Source organism: Enterobacter sp. Taxon_8 (assembly GCF_058354585.1).
Genome location: NZ_CM177989.1, coordinates 597322 through 620334 on the forward strand (window position 1 = coordinate 597322; position 23013 = coordinate 620334).

Consider the following 23013-nt stretch of genomic DNA (forward strand, 5'->3'; position numbering starts at 1 on the left):
GCGTACGGCGCCGGATAATTCTGCCGAGGCTCGAGCGGTTCCCTCTCCCGTTGGGAGAGGGTTAACGTGAGGGCATTCTCTAAACCGGCAAATCAATCAGCAGCGCGCGCAGCGGAGTATCTGCCACCAGCGTGATATTCGCTTCATCACGAATAAACGCCCCGTCGCCGCAGGTGAGGGCTTCTTTTTCTTCCGTGTGCGTCACCGCATGCACCGTACCGTGAATAGACTGTAGATAGGCGCGCGGACCGTGAAGCTGGAAGCTCGCCTGTTCACCTTTCTTCAGTTCGATATGATGCAGCCACACCTGCTGGCGCAGCTGCAGGCTACCTGTACTGCCGTCCGGCGATGCAATCAGCTGCTGCTTATCGCCCGTTAAATCTAACTTCTGTACCAGCGGATTTTCCCGCTCAGGGCAGGCGTCGAGCCACAGCTGCATGCGGGTCAGCGTTTTATCTTTGCTGAGGTTATGCTCGCTGTAGCTGATGCCCGGCTGCGTGGAAATTAACAACGCTTCGCCAGCCTTTGCCTGGATATGATTGCCCTCGCTATCGCGGTATTCTGCCTCGCCTTCCAGGATCAGGTTCAGGATATCGACTTTCGGGTACGTACGCGGCTGGAAGGAGGCGCCCGGGGCGAGCACTTCCTGGTTCAGCACGCGCAGTGAAGCGTAACCGAGGAGTTTAGGGTCAAAGTAGTGTCCAAAGGAAAAGGTGTAGCGGGCCTGCAGCCAACCGAAATCGGCTTGTCCGCACTGTTTAGCTGTTCTTGTCGTAATCATAAACTTGACCTCTCTTTACACTAAAACAATGGTAAAGGTATGGACGCTTCATTGTTAGCCAGATATTCTGCCCGGTATGTTCAAATTTCCTGAATGAGAACGAGATGGCTAAAGAGAGAGCATTGACGCTTGAGGCGCTTCGCGTCATGGACGCGATTGACCGGCGCGGCAGTTTTGCGGCGGCGGCCGATGAACTGGGGCGCGTTCCGTCTGCGCTGAGCTACACCATGCAGAAGCTGGAAGAAGAGCTGGACGTGGTGCTTTTTGACCGCTCCGGTCATCGAACAAAATTCACCAACGTGGGCCGAATGCTGCTGGAGCGCGGCCGCGTACTGCTGGAAGCAGCGGACAAGCTGACGACAGACGCCGAAGCGCTGGCGCGCGGCTGGGAAACCCATCTCACGCTCGTGACCGAAGCGCTGGTGCCGACCGAAGCGCTGTTCCCGCTGGTGGACCGCCTGGCGGCGAAGGCCAATACGCAGCTGTCCATCATCACCGAGGTGCTGGCAGGGGCGTGGGAACGTCTGGAGACGGGCAGGGCAGATATCGTTATTGCGCCGGACATGCACTTCCGCTCATCTTCAGAAATCAACTCGCGCAAGCTCTACAGTGTGATGAACGTTTATGTTGCCGCCCCCAACCATCCGATTCATCAGGAGCCCGAGCCGCTCTCTGAAGTCACACGAGTGAAGTATCGCGGCGTAGCGGTAGCGGATACCGCGCGCGAGCGTCCGGTGCTGACGGTGCAGCTGCTGGATAAACAGCCTCGTCTGACGGTGACCTCGCTGGAGGACAAACGGCAGGCGCTGCTGGCCGGTCTGGGCGTGGCGACGATGCCGTACCCGTTTGTGGAAAAAGATATTGCGGAAGGACGACTGCGGGTTGTGAGCCCGGAGTACACCAGCGAAGTGGATATCATTATGGCGTGGCGTCGCGACAGCATGGGCGAAGCCAAATCGTGGTGCCTGCGAGAAATTCCAAAGCTCTTTGCGCACCACAACAAATAAGCGTACAGGCCCGGTAAACGTAAGCGCCACCGGGCAGTAATTTACGCGCCGATCTTAGGATCGGGACCAAAGCGGTTTTCGCCCGGCGTCCCGCTTTGACAGTTGAAAATCAAAATCACGATCCAGCCCACGATCGGGATTAACAGCAGCAATAACCACCACGCCGAACGATCGGTATCGTGCAGCCGACGGAACAGTACCGCCCACGATGGCAGCAGGACTAACAGGCCATAAATGGTGGTCAGCACGCCTTCACCGCCAGCCCGCTCCCAGCCAAGAATTTTATCCACAATACCCAGCACCATGATGAGGATGAAGTTCACCAGAACGAACATCCAGTACTCTTTGCGGCGGGCGCGGCCACCAAATCCAATGTAGTTGCGCAGTACTTTCAGATACCAGTCCATTTTCCTTGCCTCAATAATCGGTCAATCACTTGTTTTCTAAGCAATCAAAGTAAGGATAGATGGAGATTGTGAATTAAAAAAGGGCATCTATTGATGCCCTTAATATTTATCCAAATCGGACGTCGCGCCCGTGCGGTTCATCCAGGTTCTGCCACGGGCCGATGGAGATAATACCCGTCGGGTTGATGGTCTTGTGGCTGCGGAAATAGTGGGTGCGAATATGATCGAAGTCGACCGTCTCGGCGATACCCGGCATCTGGTAGATGTCGCGCAGGAAACCATACAGGTTCAGGTAGTCGCTGATGCGGTGTTTATCGCACTTAAAGTGGGTGACATAGACCGGATCAAAGCGAACCAGCGTGGTCCACAGGCGAATGTCCGCTTCCGTCAGGCGATCGCCCGTCAGGTAGCGATGCTGGCCCAGGATCTGTTCCAGGCGTTCCAGTGATTCAAACACCTTCCCGACCGCTTCGTCATACGCTTCCTGGCTGGTGGCGAAACCGGCCTTGTAGACACCGTTGTTGACGTTGTCGTAAATCCAGCCGTTCAGCTCGTCAATCTTATCGCGCAGTTCAACCGGGTAATAATCTCCGGCACGAGCGCCGTGCGCATCAAATGCGGTATTGAACATGCGGATGATTTCCGCAGACTCATTGCTGACAATCGTCTGGTTTTTCTTGTCCCACAGCACAGGCACGGTCACGCGCCCGGTGTAGTGCGGATCGGCGTGCAGATAGAGCTGGTACAGGAAATCGTGGTGATACAGTTCGTCGCCGGTTGCCGCAGGGAAATCACTGTCGAACGTCCAGCCGTTTTCCAGCATCAACGGGTTGACGACTGAAACCGGAATTAAGGATTCGAGACCTTTGAGCTTGCGCACAATTAGCGTGCGGTGCGCCCACGGGCAGGCAAGGGAAACATAAAGATGATAACGGTCTTTCTCAGCCGCGAAGCCGCCTTCGCCGCTCGGGCCGGGGGCACCGTCGGCGGTCAGCCAGTTACGGAAGGCCGAAACTGAGCGCTTGAAGCGACCTCCGGTGGATTTGGTGTCATACCAGACATCCTGCCATACGCCGTCTACGAGTTGTCCCATTTTTTCTCCTCCGTCAGATAGCAAAAGCGAGGAGATGTCTCCTCGCTTTGAGTTCATTCAGTATAGCGTGCTTACCATTTCTTATTCAGAACGCGGTCGATGCTGTATGCGCCCGGGCCAGTGACGGCCAGCAGCAGGAAGCCACCCGCGATGGTCAGGTTTTTCATGAACATCAGAGAGTTCACGCCTTCCGCAAAGTTGCTGTGGAAGATGAAAGCCGTCAGCACGGTGAAGCCTGCGGTAAACAGCGCGGTAGTGCGGGTCAGGAAGCCGAACAGGACTGCCAGGCCGCCGCCGAACTCAAGAAGAATGGTCAGTGGCAACAGGAATCCCGGAACGCCCATGGCTTCCATATACTGCTGGGTACCCGCATAACCGGTGATTTTTCCCCAACCTGCCACGATGAACAGAATTGGCATCAGAATACGCGCTACCAGTACACCAACATCTTCTAATTTTTTCATTTTACTCTCCAGGAAACCACATCAGCGGCTGAACGTCATTTGTCTGCAATTCCGGGTAGATACCGCGTCGTTGCTGTCGATGGAGAGGATAATAAACGGGGCGGGTGGCAATTGTTAGCAAGGAAAACTGTCAATCTTCTTCAAAGATATTGAGTAAGGGAGGGGGAGGATTTTGCCGGGTGGCGGCTACGCCACCCGGCGATAAGGCTAGCGTAATTGCTGCTGCCGCAACGTTGCTTTCACCAGACGCCAGGCGCTCCAGGCACCAAACCCACGGCGCGCCCAGCGGATGAGCATATTTGGATGACGAACCGTCCAGATAGCCATCACGCTGCTGCCGACCAGCGCCCATGAACGCAGGCTCAGGAAGGTGTTCCAGCCTCGGTCAAACCGTCGCGTCGCGTCAATCCAGTCGCGACGGCTGGCCGACAGATCCAGCCGTTGCTGCTGGATCTGGCTTAGCAGGTACGCTTTTCGCTTTTGACGTTCGGCTTTACCACTCACGGCTTGTCATCCTCCAGCAGGGCGCGGTCGTTAGCCAGCTCCTGACGCGTATGGCGCAGGAACGTGGACTTACGCGCTTTACGCAGCGTCCAGATACCGCCAATCAACGCTGCTACCAGCAGAACGACGGTGGTGGCAATCATGGCGTTAAGACGATACTGCGGGTCAATGGCCCAGATGATTAACACCATCAGACTCATCAGACCAAACGCGGCGAAGAGCATGGTCAGTCCGAGCATCAGCAGCATCTGGAAGAGGTTGGCTTTCTCCTCTTCCAGCTCAACCACTGCCAGCCGGACGCGCGTTTCGGCAATCCCGACCAGCGTTGTTAAAATACGCTGGCCGATGCCGAGGACGTTGTTAGCAGGCCCTTGTGCGTGACGAGGATCTTCCATATCAACGACGCGTCAGAAGGACACCCAGTACCACACCCACTGCGGCACCAATTCCTACACCCGTCCATGGATTATCACGCACGTATTCGTCCGCGCGGGCAGCCGCTTCGCGGGTCTGTTTCGCCAGTGCATCACCGGTTTCACCCAGGCGGTAGCGGCTCTCTTTCAGGGCCTGCTCCGCCTTGCTGCGCAGCTTGCTGACCTCTTCTTTTGACTTGTCAGCAGAGGAGTTCAGCACCTCTTCAAGGGTATCGGCCAGGGATTTCAGTTCAGCGCGCAGATGTTCAGACGTCGTATCTTTTGACATGATTCTTTCTCCTGTTGAGATTTCCGTTAACTCAATAATCGCGAGCTTCCAGCGCTTTCAGGTCGTCCTGCGCTTCTTTCAACTTCTTCTCGCGCTTAGCAATTTTTTCCGCATCCCCTTTCTCTTTCGCTTCCTGCAGGTCGCGACGGCGCTCGGCTATCTCGTCCTTCTGTTCAGCGATTTTCTTCTTGTGGTCGGCACGAAGCTTGCTGTCTGAACAGTTCGCTTTCACTTCGCTCAGCGCTTTTTTAAGACCGTCAACACGGTGCTGATTGTTATGCTTTTCGGCATAACCGATCTCACGCTGAATATCCTGTTCTTTCTCCTGACAAAGAGAGTTTGCGAAGGATGCTGTGCTTAAAGAAAAAAGGGCCAGAGCCAGAGTCATGCGGAATTTCATTATCGAAACCTTCCATTGTGTTGCGGCGTAAGCCGCTATCCAAAGTTATGCGGAGTACAGTCGAGGGGTGCTCCGCGTACTTAAGCATAGTAAGTAAACGGGGGATTCACCAAAGTGAGTGAAAAGATTCGGAATCCTGGAAGTTATCCAAACCGATGCGACGTATCGCGAATCAACGAGAGCCAGGCTGCAGGCTGGCTCTCATCTTCCTGCTGGGCAATGATATACCCGTGCGGCAGCGTACGGTCGAGAACCACTTTCGCGGCGGCACTTTGCGCACGGGAATCAAACTTGATCAGTAAAACGTCGTCCTGCGGAGTGATGCTTTTAAAGCGGATCCCGTTCGCATCCAGATGGTGCCAGACAGAAAAACCGTCAGGCACGCTGGCACCCTGGTTCACCGGGCGAATGGCAAGCGTGGATTCCTGGTGCGAAAGCGCGCTCCATGCCAGCAGCATGGCGCTGAGCACCACCAGTGTCATCACGGCGCAGGCAAAACGGCGCAGGGCAAGCGGTGAGATAGCCATCGTTAGCCTCTGGCTCCGTATTTCTTTTTCCACAGCACGACCAGAGAGCCGATCAGGCCGAAGACCAGCAGAACCACAGGCAGCAGCATCAGGCAGGACATCAGCTGGTCTTCATATTTCATAAACACCGGCGTTTTACCCAACGCATAGCCGAGCGTTGTCAGAATAAGCACCCATAACAGACCGCTCATCCAGTTAAAGAACTGGAAGCGGGCGCTGCTCAGCCCCGACAGACCGGCAATGGTCGGCAACAGCGTACGTACAAACGCGATAAAGCGGCCAATCAGCAGCGCGGAAAGCCCGTGCTTATGGAAAAGGTGGTGCGCCCGCTGATGATAATGTGCAGGCAGGTGCGAGAGCCAGTTCTGGACGATCCGGGTATTGCCCAGCCATCTACCCTGGATGTAGCTCACCCAGCAGCCGAGGCTGGCCGCGACGGTCAGTAATAAAATAGTTTGCGGAAACGCCATCGCCCCTTTGGCACACAGCACGCCGACGAGCACCAGCAAACTGTCACCAGGCAGGAAGGCAGCAGGCAGCAAACCGTTCTCAAGGAACAGGATCATAAACAAGACGAAATAGAGCATGCCAATCATGGAAGGGTTGGCCAGCGTTTCAAAATCCTGCGCCCAAAGGGCATGCAGTAGTTGGGTCAAAAGTTCCATTCAGTGTTCCTGGAAATCGGTTAACGTCACGCCTGTTATCCGGGGCAAACAGCACGGCGACATTGCTATGATTTCATTATGGTCGCTCGCGGACACATTGCGGTGTGGCCAACACGTTTCCCTGTTAATTGGCTGGTTAGCAAGCACTAACTTACAAAATAACGAAGTGAATCCAATTGTAACAAAGCCCAACGTTCTGCGTCACAGAATTTGCAGGCGTGAGTTGATTTTGGCGTAAGCCCAGGAAGTGAGCGAGGGGATTTACAAAGGCTGACACTATATATGTTTTGCTTACCCACTGGAGCCAGAAGGCGCAGCGAGGCGCCTGCCAGCGGGAAGGTCATCTATTTTGCGGCACTGGGGGCCGTATCGAGATGAACAACGGGATTATCGGCGAAAAGATAGCGGTCAGCGTTAAATTCGAAGTCGTCGCTGGTTTCATTGAACAGCATCTGCTTGGTGTTTTCCAGATGTTGCCACATCGCCAGCTTAGCGGCATGGGGATCTTTACGAATCAGCGCCTTAAGGATTTGATCGTGATCGTCACACCAGTTGTCGACGGTACGGGAATCGATATGGTCGTGCAGTTTCTTCCAGTACGGGTTATGAACGCGCTGAGTCCACATTTTCTCAACAATTGCCGCCAGCGCCGTATTTTGGGTTGCCAGGGCGACCTGGACGTGAAACTGCAGATCCCACTCTGAATCGCGGAAACATTTTTCCTTACGGGCATTCTCCTGGATTTCCATCAGCTTCATGATGTCCTGCTTGGTCACCTGCGTCGCCGCAAACTCAGCAATATTGCTTTCGATCAGTTGGCGAGCCTGGAGCAGCTCAAACGGACCGTAGCTGGCGAATTCCAGACTTTCGTCCGCGACGGGAGAGTGTTTCGGCAGATTAGAAATCACGTGAATGCCGGAGCCTTTGCGTACCTCAACGTAGCCTTCCACTTCCAGCATGATGATGGCTTCGCGCACCACGGTGCGACTGACGCTTTTTTCATCCGCAATGAAGCGCTCGGCGGGAAGTTTATCACCGACAAGATAGACTCCTTGCTCGATGCGATCTTTCAGCTCGGCAGCAAGTTGTTGATATAAACGACGTGGTTCGGTGATTTCCATATGCGCTCCAGGCAGGGTACGGCAGATGATTTGTTATACCACTTTTGCGTGCCACTCTCCAGATTTTGCCATTAAAAAAGCCGCCCGGAGGCGGCTTCGGTGAAACGCATTTTCGCTAACTCTGTGTCGCCGGTTTCCCGAGGGACTCTTTCGCCAGCTCTTCTGCCGATTTGCTTTTCAGCACCGTCCAGATCACCACCGCGCCCAGCAGGTCGAAAATAGCCAGCACGGCGAACAGCGGGCTGAAGCCGATGGTATCCGCCAGTGCGCCGACCACCAGCGCAAACATCGTACTCGCGGTCCAGGCGGCCATCCCTGTCAGGCCGTTGGCGGTGGCCACTTCGTTACGGCCAAAGACGTCAGAGGAGAGCGTAATCAGCGCGCCGGACAGGGACTGGTGAGCAAATCCGCCGATGCACAGCAGGGCGATGGCCACATACGGGCTGGTGAACAGGCCGATCATGCCCGGGCCAATCATCAGCAGTGCGCCCATGGTCACTACCATTTTACGGGAAACAATCAGGTTCACCCCAAACCAGCGCTGGAACAGCGGTGGCAGGTATCCGCCCACGATACAGCCCAGGTCAGCGAACAGCATCGGCATCCAGGCGAACATCGCGATCTCTTTCAGGTTAAAGCCGTAGACTTTAAACATGAACAGGGGGATCCACGCGTTGAAGGTCCCCCATGCCGGCTCGGCCAGGAAACGCGGCAGGGCGATACCCCAGAACTGACGGGTACCCAGGATCTGCCAGACGGTCATTTTTTTGCCGTTGTTGGTCTGATGCTGCGCTTCCTGACCACCAATGATGTACTCGCGTTCTTCTTCAGACAATTTTTTCTGATCGCGCGGATGTTTATAGAAAATCAGCCACGCCATGGCCCACGCAAAGCTCAGCACGCCAGAGATGATGAACGCCATCTGCCAGCTGTGCATCACGATAGCCCACACCACCAGCGGTGGTGCAATCATCGCCCCGATGGACGAGCCGACGTTGAAGTAACCGACCGCAATGGAACGCTCTTTTGCCGGGAACCACTCGGAGCTGGCTTTCAGCCCTGCGGGGATCATGGCGGCTTCAGCTGCACCTACCGCGCCGCGCGCCAGCGCCAGGCCGCCCCAGCTTCCCGCCAGCGCGGTGGCTCCGCAGAACACCGCCCAGGCGATGGCGAAGAAGGCATAACCGATTTTGGTACCGAGAATGTCCAGCACATAGCCAGCAACAGGCTGCATGATGGTATAAGCCGCGGAATAGGCGGCAATGATGTAGGAGTATTGCTGCGTGGAGATATGCAGCTCTTCCATCAACGTTGGCGCTGCTGCTGCCACGGTGTTACGCGTCAGGTAGCCCAGCACGGTGCCTAACGTCACCAGTGCGATCATATACCAACGTAACCCTTTAATTTTACGCATCTAAAACCTCATCGTTATGTTATTTCCGCGCCAGAACGCGGCAACCTCTCGACCGTTTCCGGGAGCAGTTGTGTAACGGGAGGGGCGCAGCCGGGAGCATGTCCCGGAACGGCCCGAACCTTGCCATAAGTAAGCGTGCATAAGTCGGTATCCGTACCGTTAAATCTGGTGTATCTGACACCAGGAATGCATTCCGTCGGCTTATAGTTTGCGACGGCGAAAAGATAACTTGTCATACAACTTTAAAAGGTGAGTGACATCACAAATGTATGATTCTTTGTGGGGACATTAATTGCTGAGCGCAAAGCCAGTAATGATGCGGCTTGTAGAAGGGTTTACTCCATTGAGGGTAATTTATTTGTTGACGTTTATTGATCTCACTCACGAAAAAAACGTCGGCTGGTGGAAATTGGTGTGATAACTTTGCAGCATATGAACATACGCTTTCTGCGCTCCCGTAATGAGGAAGACGATAATGACGCCGTTTATGACCGACGATTTTCTGTTAGATACCGAATTTGCTCGCCGCCTGTACCACGACTACGCAAAAGACCAGCCGATTTTCGACTACCACTGCCATTTACCGCCGCAGCAGGTTGCCGAAAATTATCGCTTCAAAAACCTGTATGACATCTGGCTGAAGGGTGACCACTACAAATGGCGCGCCATGCGCACCAACGGCGTGGCTGAGCGCCTGTGTACCGGCGATGCGACCGACCGCGAGAAGTTTGACGCCTGGGCGGCGACTGTTCCGCACACCATCGGCAACCCGCTTTACCACTGGACGCACCTTGAGCTTCGCCGTCCGTTTGGCATCACCGGCAAACTTCTCTCCCCAACGACCGCCGATGAAATCTGGGAGCGCTGCAACGCCCTGCTGGCGCAGGATAACTTCTCCGCGCGCGGCATCATGAAGCAGATGAACGTGAAGATGGTGGGCACCACCGACGATCCGATTGACTCTCTGGAGCATCATGCGGTTATCGCCAAAGACACCTCTTTTGATATCAAAGTGCTGCCAAGCTGGCGCCCGGACAAAGCCTTCAACATTGAGCAGGCTACCTTCGCCGACTACATGGCGAAGCTGGCGGAAGTGTCCGATACCGACATCCGTCGTTTCAGCGACCTGCAAACCGCGCTGACCAAACGTCTGGATCACTTCGCGGCGCACGGCTGTAAAGTCTCTGACCACGCGCTGGACGTGGTGCTGTTTGCAGAATCAAACGAGGCCGAGCTGGACAGCATTCTGGCACGTCGTCTCTCCGGTGAATCGCTTAGCGAGCACGAAGTGGCGCAGTTCAAAACGGCGGTACTGGTGTTCCTCGGTGCGGAATACGCGCGTCGCGGCTGGGTACAGCAGTACCATATCGGTGCGCTGCGCAATAACAACCAGCGCCAGTTTAAGCTGCTTGGTGCGGATGTAGGCTTCGACTCCATCAACGACCGTCCGCTGGCAGAAGAGCTGTCCAAACTTCTGAGCAAACAGAACGAACAAAATCTGCTGCCTAAAACCATCCTGTACTGCCTGAACCCGCGCGATAACGAAGTGCTGGGTACCATGGTCGGCAACTTCCAGGGCGAAGGGATGCCGGGCAAGATGCAGTTCGGCTCCGGCTGGTGGTTCAACGATCAGAAAGACGGTATGGAACGTCAGATGACGCAGCTGGCGCAGCTTGGCCTGCTAAGCCGCTTTGTCGGCATGCTGACCGACAGCCGCAGCTTCCTGTCCTATACCCGTCATGAATATTTCCGCCGCATTCTGTGCCAGATGATTGGCCGCTGGGTGCACGCAGGCGAAGCGCCAGCGGATATCCAGCTGCTGGGCGAAATGGTGAAAAACATCTGCTTTAACAATGCGCGTGACTACTTCGCCATTGAACTGAACTAGGGCCGTTTGAGGTTGATATGCAATACATCAAAATCCATTCGCTGGATAACGTGGCCGTCGCGCTGACGGATCTCGATGAAGGCGACGTGGTGACCGTTGATAACCAGAGCGTCACCCTGCGTCAGGCGATTGCTCGCGGACACAAGTTTGCCGTGAAGCCTCTCGCCAAAGGGGACAACATCATTAAGTACGGTCTTCCGATTGGGCATGCGTTAGCGGATATCGAGCCGGGTGAACATATTCATTCTCACAATACGCGCACCAATCTGAGCGATCTGGACGAGTACAGCTATCAACCTGATTTACCCGCGGAAGAGCGTCAGGCGGCAGATCGTGAAGTACAGATCTACCGTCGCGCTAACGGTGAGGTGGGGATCCGCAACGAGCTGTGGATCCTCCCGACCGTCGGCTGCGTCAACGGCATCGCGCGTCAGATCCAGACGCGTTTTCTGAAAGAGACCAACAGTGCCGAAGGCACTGACGGGGTACATCTGTTCAGCCACACCTACGGTTGCTCCCAGCTGGGTGACGACCACATCAATACCCGCACCATGCTGCAAAACATGGTGCGCCACCCGAACGCGGGGGCGGTGCTGGTGATCGGCCTGGGCTGCGAGAACAATCAGGTGGACGCCTTCCGCGAGACGCTCGGTGAGTTCGATCCTGAGCGCGTGCATTTTATGGTGTGTCAGCATCAGGACGACGAAGTGGAAGCGGGCGTTGAGCAGCTTCATCAGCTGTATAACGTGATGCGCCACGACAAGCGCGAGCCGGGTAAGCTGAGCGAGCTGAAGTTTGGTCTGGAGTGCGGCGGGTCTGACGGCCTGTCCGGCATCACTGCCAACCCGATGCTGGGTCGCTTCTCGGATTACGTTATTGCCAACGGCGGCACCACTGTGCTGACCGAAGTGCCGGAGATGTTCGGTGCGGAACGTATTCTGATGAGCCACTGCCGCGACGAAGAGACGTTTGAGAAGACCGTCACCATGGTGAACGACTTCAAACAGTATTTCATCGCCCACAATCAGCCCATTTACGAGAACCCGTCACCGGGTAACAAAGCGGGCGGGATCACCACGCTGGAAGAGAAATCCCTCGGCTGCACCCAGAAAGCGGGCGCGAGCCAGGTGGTTGACGTGCTGCGCTACGGCGAGCGCCTGAAAACACACGGTCTGAACCTGCTGAGCGCACCGGGTAACGATGCGGTCGCCACCAGCGCGCTGGCGGGCGCCGGCTGCCATATGGTGCTGTTCAGCACCGGTCGCGGTACGCCGTACGGCGGTTTTGTGCCGACGGTGAAAATTGCCACCAACAGCGAGCTGGCGGCGAAGAAAAAACACTGGATCGACTTTGACGCGGGCCAGCTGATCCACGGCAAGGCGATGCCGCAGCTGCTCGATGAATTTGTTGATGTCATCGTGGAAATTGCCAGCGGCAAGCAAACCTGTAACGAGAAGAATGACTTCCGCGAGCTGGCGATCTTTAAGAGTGGTGTGACGCTTTAAATAGGGAGCGGGCTGGTGCCCTCACCCTGACTCTCTCCCACAGGAGAGGGTACAAACACTAAAAACGGCAACCTCAGGGTTGCCGTTTTGCTGTTAACCTCGCAGGGCGTTCTTCGCTAAACGCGCGTCTTCCGCCTGACAGGCCGCTGCGGTAAACAGCACGTCGGTAGAGGAGTTAAGCGCGGTTTCGCAGGAGTCCTGCAGCACGCCGATGATAAAGCCGACGGCTACCACCTGCATGGCGATTTCGTTCGGGATACCGAACATATTACACGCCAGCGGGATCAGCAGCAGGGAACCGCCCGCCACGCCCGATGCGCCACAGGCACACAGCGACGCCACGACGCTCAACAGCAGCGCGGTTGGCAGATCCACCGGAATGCCCAGCGTATGCACCGCCGCCAGGGTCAGCACAGTAATGGTGATTGCCGCACCCGCCATATTCACGGTTGCACCCAGCGGGATCGAAACGGAATAGGTGTCGCGGTCCAGGTTCAGCTTCTCCGCCAGCGCCATGTTAACCGGAATGTTCGCCGCCGAGCTGCGGGTGAAGAAGGCGGTTACGCCGCTTTCGCGCAGGCAGGTCAGCACGAGCGGATACGGGTTGCGGCGGATCTGCCAGAACACCAGCAGCGGGTTGATCACCAGCGCCACCAGCAGCATACAGCCGACCAGCACAACCAGCAGCTGCGCGTAACCCCACAGTGCGTCAAAACCGGTAGTTGCCAGCGTGGAGGAGACCAGCCCGAAAATACCGACTGGCGCAAAGCGAATCACCAGCTTCACCATAAAGGTCACGGCGTTGGACAAATCGTTGACCAGGTTTTTCGTGGTCTCGTTGCCGTGGCGCAGCGCGAAGCCCAGACCAATCGCCCAGACCAGGATGCCAATGTAGTTTCCGCTCATCAGCGCGGTGATGGGGTTAGAGACCATGCTCATCAGCAGGCCCCGCAGGACTTCGACAATGCCGGACGGCGGCGTGATATCACCGGCCGCGCTGGTCAGGTGCAGCGTGGACGGGAACAGGAAGCTAAACACCACGGCCGTTAAGGCAGCCGAGAAGGTTCCCAGCAGATAAAGGAACAGAATGGGGCGAATGTTGGTTTTTTGTCCGTGCTGGTGGTTGGCAATTGACGCCATGACCAGCATCAGAACCAGTACCGGCGCGACGGCTTTCAGTGCACCTACGAACAGCGTCCCGAGCAGCCCCGTGGCTTCCGCGGCAGGTTTTGACACCATCGCCAGCAGAATACCCAGCACCAGCCCGACCAGAATTTGTTTAACGAGGCTGCCCTGCGCCAGGCGCGCGAACAGACCGCTTGATTGTATGCTCATACATATTTCCTGAGTGAAATTGCGTTCCATCCCGGATGTGCTCTTAGTCACATTTATGTCCGGATGTAAGTAAATGTTTGCCTGGTCGAGTATAGGGAATGTGCCAAAGGAGGGAAGCGTAAAATGCTGGATTTTACGTGTTGCATCATATTTTTTAACTACTGCGTTACAAAAGTGTGTTCACCCTCTCCCTGTGGGAGAGGGCCGGGGTGAGGGGATTACTCCACCTGCTGCTTCTTATCGTGCTGGCGGTTAACCCAGGTATTGATAATTAGCGTCACGATCAGAATGCCAAATACCACGCCGAGCGAAATAGCGATCGGGATATGGTAGAAATCGACGATTAGCATTTTGATACCGATAAACACCAGAATCACCGACAGGCCGTACTTCAGCATGGAGAAACGCTCCGCCGCGCCTGCCAGCAGGAAATACATGGCACGCAGGCCGAGAATGGCGAAAAGGTTAGAGGTCAGGACGATGAACGGGTCGGTGGTTACCGCGAAGATCGCCGGAATGCTGTCCACGGCGAAAATCACGTCGCTCAGCTCAACCAGAATCAGCACCAGCAGCAGCGGGGTGGCAAACAGCAGGCCGTTCTTGCGCACGAAGAAGTGCTCGCTCTCGATCTTGTCGGTCATGCGCAGATGGCCGCGGATCCACTTCACCAGCGGGCGATCGCCAATCGCAGAGCCGTCCTCTTTCGCCAGCGCCATTTTGACCCCGGTGAACAGCAGGAACGCGCCGAAGACGTACAGCAGCCACTCGAACTGGGTAATCAGCCAGCTGCCAGCGAAGATCATGATGGTACGCAGGATAATTGCGCCCAGCACGCCGTACACCAGCACGCGACGCTGCAGAGCCGCAGGTACGGCGAAGTAGCTGAACAGCATCAGCCAGACGAAGACGTTATCAACCGCCAGGGCTTTTTCAATCAGATAGCCGGTGAGGAAGGCAAGCGCCTGAGGGTCGGCAACCGCGCGGCCTTCGGTCGAGGCCAGGTACCACCAGAAGGCGGCGCAGAAGAGCAGAGAGAGGGTGACCCACACCAGCGACCAGGCGGCGGCCTGTTTCATGGTCATGCCGTGCGCGCCGCGACGTCCCTGCAAAAAGAGGTCGATCGCCAGCATGATGAGCACGACAACCGCGAATCCGCCCCACAACATGGGAGTGCCGACAGAATGCATACTATTTTCCTTACACATAAAAAACAAAAACGGCCATGGTCAGAAGACGATAGCCGTTAGCTTTTTATGCATAGACCTCGCCTTCCGGCAAGGTCTCACTTACAACCACGAAGGTTGCCCGGCGACCGGATGCGGTATTGCACGCATCGTAATGACGATCCACCGACGAAGAAGTTACTCCCCTTTGCAGGTAACAAAATATGTCAGACCATTGGTTTCGTCAATGGTCTGCGCCGTTTCATTACACAGCTTTACGCGATAACTTCCGCACTCACGCCGTCTGCAGGGAATACCACGCCGGTCTGGCGGCGGATCTCCGTTTGCAGCTTCGCCGTGGTGCGGCTCACCGCAAGGCCTGGGTGATTCACTTCGTTGTCTTCCACCAGACGGGCGAAGACCTCTGCCTCATAGAGCATAGTGTTAATATGCTGAGGCTGCGTCAGCTCCTGGGCTTTGCCGCCGCGCGGCACGAAGCTCACCTTCTGGCACTCGGAGATTTTCTCGATGACCAGCGAGCCCGCTTCGCCCTGAATTTCGCTCGGCAGGACAGAGTCGCTCACCTTGGAGTGCTGCAGCGTGACGCTGAAATCCCCGTAGTCCAGCACCGCGACACCGTGCGCATCCACGCCGCTCTCCAGCAGGCTGGCGGTAGCCGTGACGCCGTGCGGTTCGCCCCACAGGGCCACTGCAGAGGCCAGGCAGTAAAATCCGATATCCATTATCGAGCCGTTCGAGAACGCCGGGTTAAAGGTGTTCGGGTTCTCGCCGTCCAGATAGCGCTGGTAGCGCGACGAGTACTGGCAGTAGTTAATAAAGGCTTTGCGTACCTTGCCGATTTTCGGCAGGGACTGCTGCAGCAGCAGGAAATTCGGCAGGCTGGCGGTTTTGAACGCTTCGAAAAGAACCACCTGGTTTTCGCGGGCAAGCGCAATGGCCGCCTCCACTTCCTCAATATTTGATGCCAGCGGCTTCTCGCAAATCACATGCTTTTTATGGCTGAGGAACAGCTTCGTTTGCGGAAAGTGCAGGGAGTTCGGGCTGGCGATATAGACCGCGTCAATGGCATCGCTTTGCGCCATCTCATCAAGCGAGGTGAAGAGATGCTCAACGAGGTAATCGTTGGCAAAACTCTGCGCCTGCTCAAGGCTGCGGGAATAGACTGCGGTAAGTTTCAGTTTGCCGGTTTCGTGGGCGGCGTCGACGAACTGGCGCGTGATCCAGTTCGTTCCAATGACTGCGAAACGTATCATAGACGTTTACGTACTCCGTAGCGGGGAACCTTTAGCCACTGTAGCACGTCATCATGACAATTCGCGTGCGCTATTCCGCATTACCATTTAACGATAAATGCGTAAGCCACAGACGGGTATCAAACTCCAGCTGGTGGTACTGCGGCTCCATATGGCAGCACAGAGAATAGAACGCTTTGTCGTGCTCTTTCTCTTTCAGGTGTGCCAGCTCGTGCACCACGATCATCCGCAGAAAGGCTTCCGGCGCGTTACGGAAAATCGTCGCGACGCGGATCTCCGCCTTGGCCTTCAGCTTGCCCCCCTGCACGCGGGAGACGGCGGTGTGCAGGCCGAGCGCGTTTTTCAGCACGTGGATCTTGTTGTCGTACATCACCTTGTTGATCGGCGGCGCGCTCTTCAGATACCGGCTTTTCAGATCCTGCGTATACTGCCAGAGGGCCTTATCGGTCGCGAAATCGTGGGTGCCGGGATAGCGTTTTTCCAGCACTGCGCCGAGCTTCTGCTCGGCAATCAGGCTGCGAACCTGAGTCAGTAAATGCTCCGGATAGCCCTGGAGATAAGTAAGTTGGTTCATCAAAAGCCCAAATTAATGCGAAAACGGGTATACTCACGCACCCTTTTCAGGGATACGCCAAATTTTACCATTCAGGAGGGCCGATGAGCCACTTAGACAACGGTTTCCGTTCACTCAACCTTAAACGTTTCCCGGAAACGGACGACGTTAACCCGCTTCAGGCGTGGGAAGCGGCGGATGAATATCTGCTGCAACAGTTGGATGAGACTGAAATCCGCGGCCCGGTTTTGATCCTGAATGACGCCTTCGGCGCGCTGGGCTGTGCCCTGGCGGAGCACACGCCGTACAGCATCGGCGATTCCTACTTAAGCGAGCTGGCGACGCGTGAAAACCTGCGCCATAACGACATCGAAGAGTCCAGCGTGAAGTTCCTCGACAGCACCGCGGACTACCCGCAGGCGCCGGGCGTGGTGCTGCTCAAAGTGCCAAAAACCATGGCGCTGCTGGAGCAGCAGCTGCGCGCGCTGCGTAAGGTCGTGACGCCAGAAACCCGTATCATCGCGGGTGCCAAAGCGCGCGATATTCACACCTCGACGCTGGAGCTGTTCGAGAAGGTCCTCGGCCCAACCACCACCACGCTGGCGTGGAAAAAAGCGCGCCTGATTAACTGCACCTTCAGCGCGCCGGAGCTGGCCGACGCGCCAGAGACCCTGAGCTGGACGCTGGAAGGGACCGACTGGACCATCCACAACCACGCGAACGTCTTCTCCCGCACCGGTCTGGATATCGGCGCGCGCTTCTTTATGGAACATCTGCCGGAAAATCTGGAAGGAGAGATTGTCGACCTGGGCTGCGGCAACGGCGTGATTGGCCTGACGCTGCTGGCGAAGAACCCGGAGGCCAGCGTGGTGTTCAGCGACGAATCGCCGATGGCGGTGGCCTCCAGCCGTCTGAACGTTGAAACCAATATGCCGGACGCGCTGGACCGCTGCGAGTTTATGATCAACAACGCGCTGTCGGGCGTAGAGCCTTTCCGCTTCAACGCCGTGTTCTGCAACCCGCCGTTCCACCAGAAGCACGCCCTGACGGATAACGTCGCGTGGGAGATGTTCCACCACGCGCGCCGCTGCCTGAAGATTAACGGCGAGCTGTACATCGTGGCCAACCGCCACCTGGATTACTTCCACAAGCTGAAGAAGATTTTCGGCAACTGCGTCACCATTGCGACGAACAATAAGTTCGTGGTGCTGAAGGCGGTGAAGCTGGGACGTCGTCGTTAAGATTGTTTTGCCTGGCGGCGCTTCGCTTGCACAGGCCTACGGTTTTGTAGGCCCGGTAAGCGCAGCGCCACCGGGCAATGCCCTAGATCGCCAGAGCTAATTTCGTCCCCTGCGCAATCGCGCGCCGCGCGTCCAGCTCCATCGCCACGTCGCACCCGCCAATCAGATGCACTGTTTTACCGGCCTCGCGCAGCGGATCGGCCAGATCCCGCTTCGGTTCCTGTCCGGCACATAAAATCACATGATCCACGCGCAAGAGCTGCGGCTCGCCGCCGATCGTGACGTGCAGCCCCTCGTCGTCGATCTTGTGGTAGCTGACAGCCGGGATCATCTTCACCTCACGCGAGAGTAGGGTAGCGCGGTGGATCCAGCCGGTCGTTTTGCCCAGCCCTTCGCCCGGCTTGCTGGCCTTACGCTGCAGCATCACGATCTGGCGCGGGCTTTTCGGCAGCTGCGGCCCTTCCGGGCGCAGGCCACCGGACTGGCTGAGGCTGGTATCAATGCCCCATTCGACGCAAAACTCGGCAATGTTCTGGCTGGTCGCCTCGCCCGGCTGGCTCAAATACATGGCGGTATCAAAGCCGATCCCGCCGCAGCCGATAATCGCCACCTTCTCGCCAACCGGTACTTTGTCACGCAGCACGTCGAGATAGCTCAGCACTTTTGGATGATCGATACCCTCGATCGCAGGCGTGCGCGGTACGATCCCGCTCGCCAGAATCACCTCATCGAAATCAGTCAGATCCGCCGCGCTGACAAACTGGTTAAGCCGCAGCTCGACGCCCGTCAGCTCGATCATCCGGCGGTAGTAGCGCAGCGTTTCGTAGAACTCCTCTTTGCCGGGGATCTGTTTGGCGATATTAAACTGCCCGCCAATCTCCCCCAGCGCATCAAACAGCGTCACGCTGTGCCCGCGCGAGGCGGCATTGACCGCAAACGCCAGGCCCGCAGGCCCTGCGCCGACAACCGCCAGGCGTTTTTTCGCTGTCGCCGGGATCACCGGCATTTTGGTTTCGTGGCAGGCGCGCGGGTTGACGAGGCAGGAGGTCACTTTCCCGACGAAGATCTGATCCAGGCATGCCTGATTACAGCCGATGCAGGTGTTGATCTCATCCGCGCGGCCGCTTTGCGCTTTGGACAGCAGCTCGGCATCGGCCAGGAACGGGCGCGCCATCGACACCATGTCGGCATCGCCGCGCGAAATCACATCGTCCGCCACCTGCGGATCGTTAATGCGGTTGGTGGTGACCAGCGGAACAGACACTTTCCCTTTCAGCCTGCGCGTTACCCAGCTGAACGCCGCGCGCGGCACCGGCGTGGCGATGGTCGGAATGCGCGCCTCGTGCCAGCCAATCCCTGTGTTGATAATCGTCGCACCTGCGGCTTCAATCGCCTGCGCCAGCTGCACGGTTTCGTCAAACGTGCCGCCGCCCTCCACCAGGTCGAGCATCGACAGGCGGAAGATGATAATAAAATCCGCGCCCGCACGTTCGCGCACGGCGCGCACGACTTCTACAGCAAAGCGCATCCGGCGGGCATAGTCGCCGCCCCATTCGTCGTCGCGCTGGTTGGTGCGGGCCGCGAGGAACTCGTTAATCAGATAGCCTTCTGAGCCCATTACCTCCACGCCGTCGTAGCCCGCCTCACGCGCCAGCGCCGCGCAGCGGGCAAAGTCGTCGATCAGCGCCAGGATCTCGTCGTGGGTGAGGGCGTGAGGTTTAAAGCGGTTGATCGGCGCCTGAATGGCCGACGGTGCGACCAGGTTAGGCTGGTAGCTGTAGCGTCCGGTGTGCAGGATTTGCAGGGCGATTTTACCGCCCTCGCTGTGCACCGCGTCGGTCACAATGCGGTGGTGCGGCAGCTGCGACGCATCGTTCAGCACCGCGCCGCCCTCCATGCCGACGCCGGAAGGGGTAGGGGCTACACCGCCGGTGACAATCAGCGCCACCCCGTGGCGGGCGCGTTCGGCATAGAAGGCCGCCAGACGCTCGGCCCCGTCCGGATGCTCCTCCAGCCCAGTGTGCATCGAGCCCATCAACACGCGGTTTTTAAGGGTGGTAAACCCCAGATCGAGGGGGGCGAATAACGACGGGTAGCGGCTCATAGTCTCTTCCAGTGTAAAATTATTGTTATGTGGTCGGATGAGTTACTAATTTAGCCAGCGGCAGCGGAAAGGTAAAAGCGGGATCGAATGATTGTGATAGATCTCAAAGAACTTCCCCGGTGGCGCTGCGCTTACCGGGGCTACAAAACCCCAGAACAGATAAGCGTAGCGCCATCCGGCGTTATTTACGGCGCCGCTGCCCGCACCAGCCCCGGCGCCTGCCACATCGAGGTCGTCAGCCCGCTGTCCACCAGCCCGAGCTGGTCGGCGTACACCGCCTGCCATTTCTGCATCATGCCGTCGTACAGCTCCCGGTGTCGCGGGTTCGGCGTGAACTCGCGGCTCCACTTCACAAGCCGTTCGCCCGTCGAGGCCATATCGGCAAACAGCCCCGCGCCAGCACCTGCCGCAATCGCGCAGCCGAGCGCCGTCGCCTCTTTCACTTCCGGCACGCGCACCGGCAGCCCGGTGACGTCGCTTAAAATCTGGCTCCACAGGGCGCCTTTGGAACCGCCGCCCGCAAACACCAGGCTTTCAAACGTTACGCCGGAGAAGCGCGAAATCTGCGCCAGGTTGCAGGCCGAGACGATCGCCGCATTCTCCTCCAGGGCACGGAACAGCGTCGCTTTGTTGCATTTTTCCGGGTCGATGGAGAGGTTAATAAACGACGGCGCGGCGTGGTACCACTGCTTAAAATGCATCGCGTCGGAGAAGATCGGCATCACCCCGTGGGAACCCGCCGGCACGCGGCTCGCCATCTCTTCCAGCAGGGAGTAGGTGTCCATCCCCATCCGCTCGGCAATCAGCTTTTCCTCCGCGCAGAAGGCGTCGCGGAACCAGCGCATGGTCAGCCCGGTAAAGAAGCTGATCGACTCCGCCTGCGCCATGCCGGGAATGACGTGCGGGTTCACGCGGATGTTCATCTCAGGATCGGTGCGCACCTGCGGCAGGTTGACCACCTGCTGCCAGAAGGTACCGCCCAGCACCGCCGTTTGTCCGGCGCGAACCACGCCCAGCCCCAGACAGCCCAGCTGTACGTCGCCGCCGCCCATCACTACCGGCGTGCCTTCGCGCAGGCCGCTCTGCTGCGCGGCTTCATGGGTGATGGCACCCAGTACGGTACCGGTCTCTTTCACCGGGGAGAGGATATCGGCGCGCAGCCCGGCCATGTCGAGAAGCGCCGGACGCCAGTCGCGGGAAAACAGATCCAGCATGCCGGTGGTGCCCGCGTTAGACGGGTCGACCGCCAGCTCGCCGGAGAGCTTCGCCGCCAGCCAGTCGCTGATCATGGTGATGGTCGCGGCGTTGCGGTAAATATCCGGACGATGGTGCGCCAGCCACAGCAGGCGCGGCATGGCGCTCAGCGCCAGCGTCTGGCCGGATACCTCATACACTTCGGATTCAAAACGGTCATCGTGGATCTCTTTGAGTTCGGCCACTTCGCGGCTGGCGCGGGCGTCGACGTTGGCGCAGGCCCAGATGGCCTCGCCGTTGCGGTCATACAGCACGATCCCTTCGCGCATTGAACAGCAGGCGACGGACTGAATATCTGCCGCGGTCAGATTCGCGCGCGACAGCGCCTGATGAATGCACCGGCAGGCCAGCTGCCAGTTGGTCTCGAGGTCGAACTCCATCGACCCCGGCACGTTCTCAACGCTCAGGTGCTTCCACTCGGCCTGACCGACGGCAATCTGGTTGCCCTGTAAATCGAAAATAACGGCGCGAACGCTGCCTGTCCCTGCATCTAACGCTAAAAGGTAACTCATGAGCTTGCCTCGCTGTTAGCGCAGGGCGGGCTCTCATTTGGCCAGAGCCAGCACCGCGCGGGCTGTCGTCTCTTCCGTCACCAGGCCATTGATACGGCGACCCTTCAGTGCGGCATAAATCGCATCGGCTTTCTCTTCCCCGCCGGCCACGCCAACGATGGTGGGCAGCTGCGCCAGCTCATCAAGCGAGACGCCGAGTAATTCTTTATGGATCTCCAGCTCCTCAACGCATTCGCCTTCGGCATTGAGGAAATAGCCGAGAATGTCGCCGACCGCGCCTTTGCGGGCGTACATCAGCTGTTCACCTTCGCTGATATAGCCGGAGCGCAGTATCGTAGCGTCGCGGCGCTGGTTGACCGAACCAATGCCAACCACCGCGACATCGGCGGCGGTGGCGGCGAGGATCACGTCCCGCACGCTGGTTTCACGTTTTAAGATCCCGGCCACTTCGGCGGAAGACACGCGAAGCGGGGCGGGGATCATGCTGACGCTGCAGGCGGCGTCCAGCTGTCCAATACCGGTCATATATGGCCCGACGCCGCCGGAGAGCGTCACGAGGCGGATCTGCTGCGAGCTGATAAAGCCGCTCAGGTGCTGCAGGCTGCTCATGGTGGTTTCACCGAACCCCACCGCCAGCAGCTGGCCGGGTTCCAGCACGCCCATCAGCGACTGCGCCGCGCCAATGCCTAACCGCACGTTCATCGGCGGCGTATTCAGGGCGGGCATCACGCGCACCAGCTTCAGGCCAAAGCGCTGCTGTAGCTCGGTTTCCAGCGCCAGGCATCCCTCGTAGCGGGAGTTAATCTGCACGCGGATCACCCCGGACTGACGGCCTTTTTCCAGCAGGCGAGAAATCTTCAAACGCGGCAGCCCGAGCCGCTCGCCGATATCGTTCTGGGTCAGCCCGTCGTGGTAGTAGCACCAGGCTACGCGCGCCACCAGCTCCTCTTCCGCCAGCGCCAGCCCGGCAAACCTTCCTTCTTCCGCAGTGCGTTTATCGCTCATAGTTGAACTCTTATAAAAATTTAGATCATATGTTCGTGATGACGCGGAGGGAAAGTGTGAGCCACGCGACAAAACGGATCATTTCGATCGTTTC

General features: G+C 57.6%; 23 protein-coding genes. 4 read left to right on the forward strand and 19 right to left on the reverse strand.

All coding sequences use genetic code 11. From position 1 onward, the window contains the following. Nucleotides 1-79: 79 nt before the first annotated feature. Entirely contained in the window at nt 80-781 is a 702-nt protein-coding gene (locus AC4IBF_RS02880; protein WP_252093491.1) for a pirin family protein, read from the reverse strand. 104 nt (nt 782-885) lie between these two features. Here AC4IBF_RS02880 and yhaJ point away from each other — a divergent pair, with 104 nt between their 5' ends. Continuing rightward, the gene (yhaJ, locus tag AC4IBF_RS02885) at nt 886-1788 is read left to right on the forward strand and encodes a DNA-binding transcriptional regulator YhaJ (RefSeq protein WP_008503135.1); all 903 of its coding nucleotides are present in this window, start codon (nt 886-888) and stop codon (nt 1786-1788) included. 41 nt (nt 1789-1829) lie between these two features. Here the strand turns inward: yhaJ and AC4IBF_RS02890 are convergent, their stop codons facing one another. The 11 genes from AC4IBF_RS02890 to AC4IBF_RS02940 form a co-directional block, all read right to left on the reverse strand. Next, nucleotides 1830-2195: a DUF805 domain-containing protein gene (locus AC4IBF_RS02890; RefSeq protein WP_023294635.1), complete on the reverse strand. Its 366-nt coding sequence runs from the start codon at nt 2193-2195 to the stop codon at nt 1830-1832. A gap of 106 nt (nt 2196-2301) precedes the next feature. Then, nucleotides 2302-3288: a glutathione S-transferase family protein gene (locus AC4IBF_RS02895; RefSeq protein WP_136195046.1), complete on the reverse strand. Its 987-nt coding sequence runs from the start codon at nt 3286-3288 to the stop codon at nt 2302-2304. Between the two features lie 71 nt (nt 3289-3359). Further along, nucleotides 3360-3752 (reverse strand): DoxX family protein, encoded by a 393-nt coding sequence (locus AC4IBF_RS02900; RefSeq protein ID WP_023309292.1) that lies wholly within the window; start codon nt 3750-3752, stop codon nt 3360-3362. 207 nt (nt 3753-3959) lie between these two features. Then, nucleotides 3960-4256 (reverse strand): YqjK-like family protein, encoded by a 297-nt coding sequence (locus AC4IBF_RS02905; RefSeq protein ID WP_111964937.1) that lies wholly within the window; start codon nt 4254-4256, stop codon nt 3960-3962. Next, on the reverse strand, nt 4253-4651 hold the full coding sequence (locus AC4IBF_RS02910) for a phage holin family protein (RefSeq protein WP_014885329.1): 399 nt from the start codon (nt 4649-4651) through the stop codon (nt 4253-4255). The genes AC4IBF_RS02905 and AC4IBF_RS02910 overlap by 4 nt, the downstream gene beginning before the upstream one ends. 1 nt (nt 4652) lies before the next feature. Further along, complete coding sequence (locus AC4IBF_RS02915) at nt 4653-4958, reverse strand: ElaB/YgaM/YqjD family protein (protein ID WP_008503141.1); 306 nt, start codon at nt 4956-4958, stop codon at nt 4653-4655. A gap of 31 nt (nt 4959-4989) precedes the next feature. Beyond that, nucleotides 4990-5358, reverse strand: coding sequence for a DUF1090 domain-containing protein (locus AC4IBF_RS02920; protein ID WP_023309291.1), 369 nt, complete (start codon nt 5356-5358; stop codon nt 4990-4992). A gap of 143 nt (nt 5359-5501) precedes the next feature. Beyond that, entirely contained in the window at nt 5502-5885 is a 384-nt protein-coding gene (mzrA, locus tag AC4IBF_RS02925) for an EnvZ/OmpR regulon moderator MzrA (RefSeq protein WP_023344960.1), read from the reverse strand. A gap of 2 nt (nt 5886-5887) precedes the next feature. Further along, complete coding sequence (gene yqjA, locus AC4IBF_RS02930) at nt 5888-6550, reverse strand: DedA family general envelope maintenance protein YqjA (RefSeq protein WP_008503144.1); 663 nt, start codon at nt 6548-6550, stop codon at nt 5888-5890. Nucleotides 6551-6894: 344 nt separating this feature from the next. Next, nucleotides 6895-7671 carry a transcriptional regulator ExuR gene (gene exuR, locus AC4IBF_RS02935; protein WP_023615584.1) on the reverse strand — a complete coding sequence of 259 codons (777 nt, stop codon included), beginning with the start codon at nt 7669-7671 and terminating at the stop codon, nt 6895-6897. Between the two features lie 115 nt (nt 7672-7786). Further along, nucleotides 7787-9085, reverse strand: coding sequence for an MFS transporter (locus tag AC4IBF_RS02940; RefSeq protein ID WP_024906406.1), 1299 nt, complete (start codon nt 9083-9085; stop codon nt 7787-7789). A 475-nt stretch (nt 9086-9560) separates the two neighbouring features. Here AC4IBF_RS02940 and uxaC point away from each other — a divergent pair, with 475 nt between their 5' ends. Both uxaC and AC4IBF_RS02950 read left to right on the forward strand, forming a co-directional pair. Beyond that, the gene (gene uxaC / locus AC4IBF_RS02945) at nt 9561-10973 is read left to right on the forward strand and encodes a glucuronate isomerase (RefSeq protein ID WP_491463142.1); all 1413 of its coding nucleotides are present in this window, start codon (nt 9561-9563) and stop codon (nt 10971-10973) included. Nucleotides 10974-10990: 17 nt separating this feature from the next. Then, nucleotides 10991-12478 carry a UxaA family hydrolase gene (locus tag AC4IBF_RS02950; RefSeq protein ID WP_252093489.1) on the forward strand — a complete coding sequence of 496 codons (1488 nt, stop codon included), beginning with the start codon at nt 10991-10993 and terminating at the stop codon, nt 12476-12478. Between the two features lie 93 nt (nt 12479-12571). Here the strand turns inward: AC4IBF_RS02950 and sstT are convergent, their stop codons facing one another. From sstT to AC4IBF_RS02970, 4 genes are all read right to left on the reverse strand, one after another. Next, the gene (gene sstT, locus AC4IBF_RS02955; RefSeq protein ID WP_115876320.1) at nt 12572-13813 is read right to left on the reverse strand and encodes a serine/threonine transporter SstT; all 1242 of its coding nucleotides are present in this window, start codon (nt 13811-13813) and stop codon (nt 12572-12574) included. Nucleotides 13814-14031: 218 nt separating this feature from the next. Continuing rightward, nucleotides 14032-15000 carry a TerC family protein gene (locus AC4IBF_RS02960; RefSeq protein ID WP_023309283.1) on the reverse strand — a complete coding sequence of 323 codons (969 nt, stop codon included), beginning with the start codon at nt 14998-15000 and terminating at the stop codon, nt 14032-14034. 251 nt (nt 15001-15251) lie between these two features. After that, nucleotides 15252-16250 (reverse strand): Gfo/Idh/MocA family protein, encoded by a 999-nt coding sequence (locus AC4IBF_RS02965; RefSeq protein WP_047072913.1) that lies wholly within the window; start codon nt 16248-16250, stop codon nt 15252-15254. Between the two features lie 70 nt (nt 16251-16320). Beyond that, complete coding sequence (locus AC4IBF_RS02970) at nt 16321-16824, reverse strand: YgjP-like metallopeptidase domain-containing protein (RefSeq protein ID WP_133295175.1); 504 nt, start codon at nt 16822-16824, stop codon at nt 16321-16323. An 83-nt stretch (nt 16825-16907) separates the two neighbouring features. Between AC4IBF_RS02970 and rlmG the strand changes: the two genes are divergently transcribed. Further along, nucleotides 16908-18044 carry a 23S rRNA (guanine(1835)-N(2))-methyltransferase RlmG gene (gene rlmG, locus AC4IBF_RS02975; protein ID WP_491463143.1) on the forward strand — a complete coding sequence of 379 codons (1137 nt, stop codon included), beginning with the start codon at nt 16908-16910 and terminating at the stop codon, nt 18042-18044. Nucleotides 18045-18126: 82 nt separating this feature from the next. Here rlmG and AC4IBF_RS02980 read toward each other — a convergent pair whose 3' ends face one another. The 3 genes from AC4IBF_RS02980 to lsrR form a co-directional block, all read right to left on the reverse strand. Then, nucleotides 18127-20148 carry an oxidoreductase gene (locus AC4IBF_RS02980; RefSeq protein WP_491463144.1) on the reverse strand — a complete coding sequence of 674 codons (2022 nt, stop codon included), beginning with the start codon at nt 20146-20148 and terminating at the stop codon, nt 18127-18129. A gap of 185 nt (nt 20149-20333) precedes the next feature. Beyond that, the gene (lsrK, locus tag AC4IBF_RS02985) at nt 20334-21914 is read right to left on the reverse strand and encodes an autoinducer-2 kinase (RefSeq protein ID WP_252093487.1); all 1581 of its coding nucleotides are present in this window, start codon (nt 21912-21914) and stop codon (nt 20334-20336) included. Between the two features lie 33 nt (nt 21915-21947). Further along, nucleotides 21948-22919, reverse strand: a complete 972-nt coding sequence (gene lsrR, locus AC4IBF_RS02990; protein ID WP_003862617.1) for a transcriptional regulator LsrR — start codon at nt 22917-22919, stop codon at nt 21948-21950. Nucleotides 22920-23013: the final 94 nt, after the last annotated feature.

Excerpts from the sequence above, each read along its gene's own strand:
- AC4IBF_RS02950 (WP_252093489.1), top strand. The coding sequence starts at position 10,991 with ATGCAATACATCAAAATCCATTCGCTGGATAACGTGGCCGTCGCGCTG.
- AC4IBF_RS02960 (WP_023309283.1), bottom strand. The coding sequence starts at position 15,000 with ATGCATTCTGTCGGCACTCCCATGTTGTGGGGCGGATTCGCGGTTGTC.
- yqjA (WP_008503144.1), bottom strand. The coding sequence starts at position 6,550 with ATGGAACTTTTGACCCAACTACTGCATGCCCTTTGGGCGCAGGATTTT.
- AC4IBF_RS02890 (WP_023294635.1), bottom strand. The coding sequence starts at position 2,195 with ATGGACTGGTATCTGAAAGTACTGCGCAACTACATTGGATTTGGTGGC.
- AC4IBF_RS02895 (WP_136195046.1), bottom strand. The coding sequence starts at position 3,288 with ATGGGACAACTCGTAGACGGCGTATGGCAGGATGTCTGGTATGACACC.
- lsrR (WP_003862617.1), bottom strand. The coding sequence starts at position 22,919 with ATGAGCGATAAACGCACTGCGGAAGAAGGAAGGTTTGCCGGGCTGGCG.
- lsrK (WP_252093487.1), bottom strand. The coding sequence starts at position 21,914 with ATGAGTTACCTTTTAGCGTTAGATGCAGGGACAGGCAGCGTTCGCGCC.
- uxaC (WP_491463142.1), top strand. The coding sequence starts at position 9,561 with ATGACGCCGTTTATGACCGACGATTTTCTGTTAGATACCGAATTTGCT.
- AC4IBF_RS02965 (WP_047072913.1), bottom strand. The coding sequence starts at position 16,250 with ATGATACGTTTCGCAGTCATTGGAACGAACTGGATCACGCGCCAGTTC.
- AC4IBF_RS02880 (WP_252093491.1), bottom strand. The coding sequence starts at position 781 with ATGATTACGACAAGAACAGCTAAACAGTGCGGACAAGCCGATTTCGGT.
- AC4IBF_RS02910 (WP_014885329.1), bottom strand. The coding sequence starts at position 4,651 with ATGGAAGATCCTCGTCACGCACAAGGGCCTGCTAACAACGTCCTCGGC.
- AC4IBF_RS02920 (WP_023309291.1), bottom strand. The coding sequence starts at position 5,358 with ATGAAATTCCGCATGACTCTGGCTCTGGCCCTTTTTTCTTTAAGCACA.
- AC4IBF_RS02980 (WP_491463144.1), bottom strand. The coding sequence starts at position 20,148 with ATGAGCCGCTACCCGTCGTTATTCGCCCCCCTCGATCTGGGGTTTACC.
- mzrA (WP_023344960.1), bottom strand. The coding sequence starts at position 5,885 with ATGGCTATCTCACCGCTTGCCCTGCGCCGTTTTGCCTGCGCCGTGATG.
- AC4IBF_RS02900 (WP_023309292.1), bottom strand. The coding sequence starts at position 3,752 with ATGAAAAAATTAGAAGATGTTGGTGTACTGGTAGCGCGTATTCTGATG.
- AC4IBF_RS02915 (WP_008503141.1), bottom strand. The coding sequence starts at position 4,958 with ATGTCAAAAGATACGACGTCTGAACATCTGCGCGCTGAACTGAAATCC.
- rlmG (WP_491463143.1), top strand. The coding sequence starts at position 16,908 with ATGAGCCACTTAGACAACGGTTTCCGTTCACTCAACCTTAAACGTTTC.
- AC4IBF_RS02970 (WP_133295175.1), bottom strand. The coding sequence starts at position 16,824 with ATGAACCAACTTACTTATCTCCAGGGCTATCCGGAGCATTTACTGACT.
- yhaJ (WP_008503135.1), top strand. The coding sequence starts at position 886 with ATGGCTAAAGAGAGAGCATTGACGCTTGAGGCGCTTCGCGTCATGGAC.
- sstT (WP_115876320.1), bottom strand. The coding sequence starts at position 13,813 with ATGAGCATACAATCAAGCGGTCTGTTCGCGCGCCTGGCGCAGGGCAGC.
- AC4IBF_RS02940 (WP_024906406.1), bottom strand. The coding sequence starts at position 9,085 with ATGCGTAAAATTAAAGGGTTACGTTGGTATATGATCGCACTGGTGACG.
- exuR (WP_023615584.1), bottom strand. The coding sequence starts at position 7,671 with ATGGAAATCACCGAACCACGTCGTTTATATCAACAACTTGCTGCCGAG.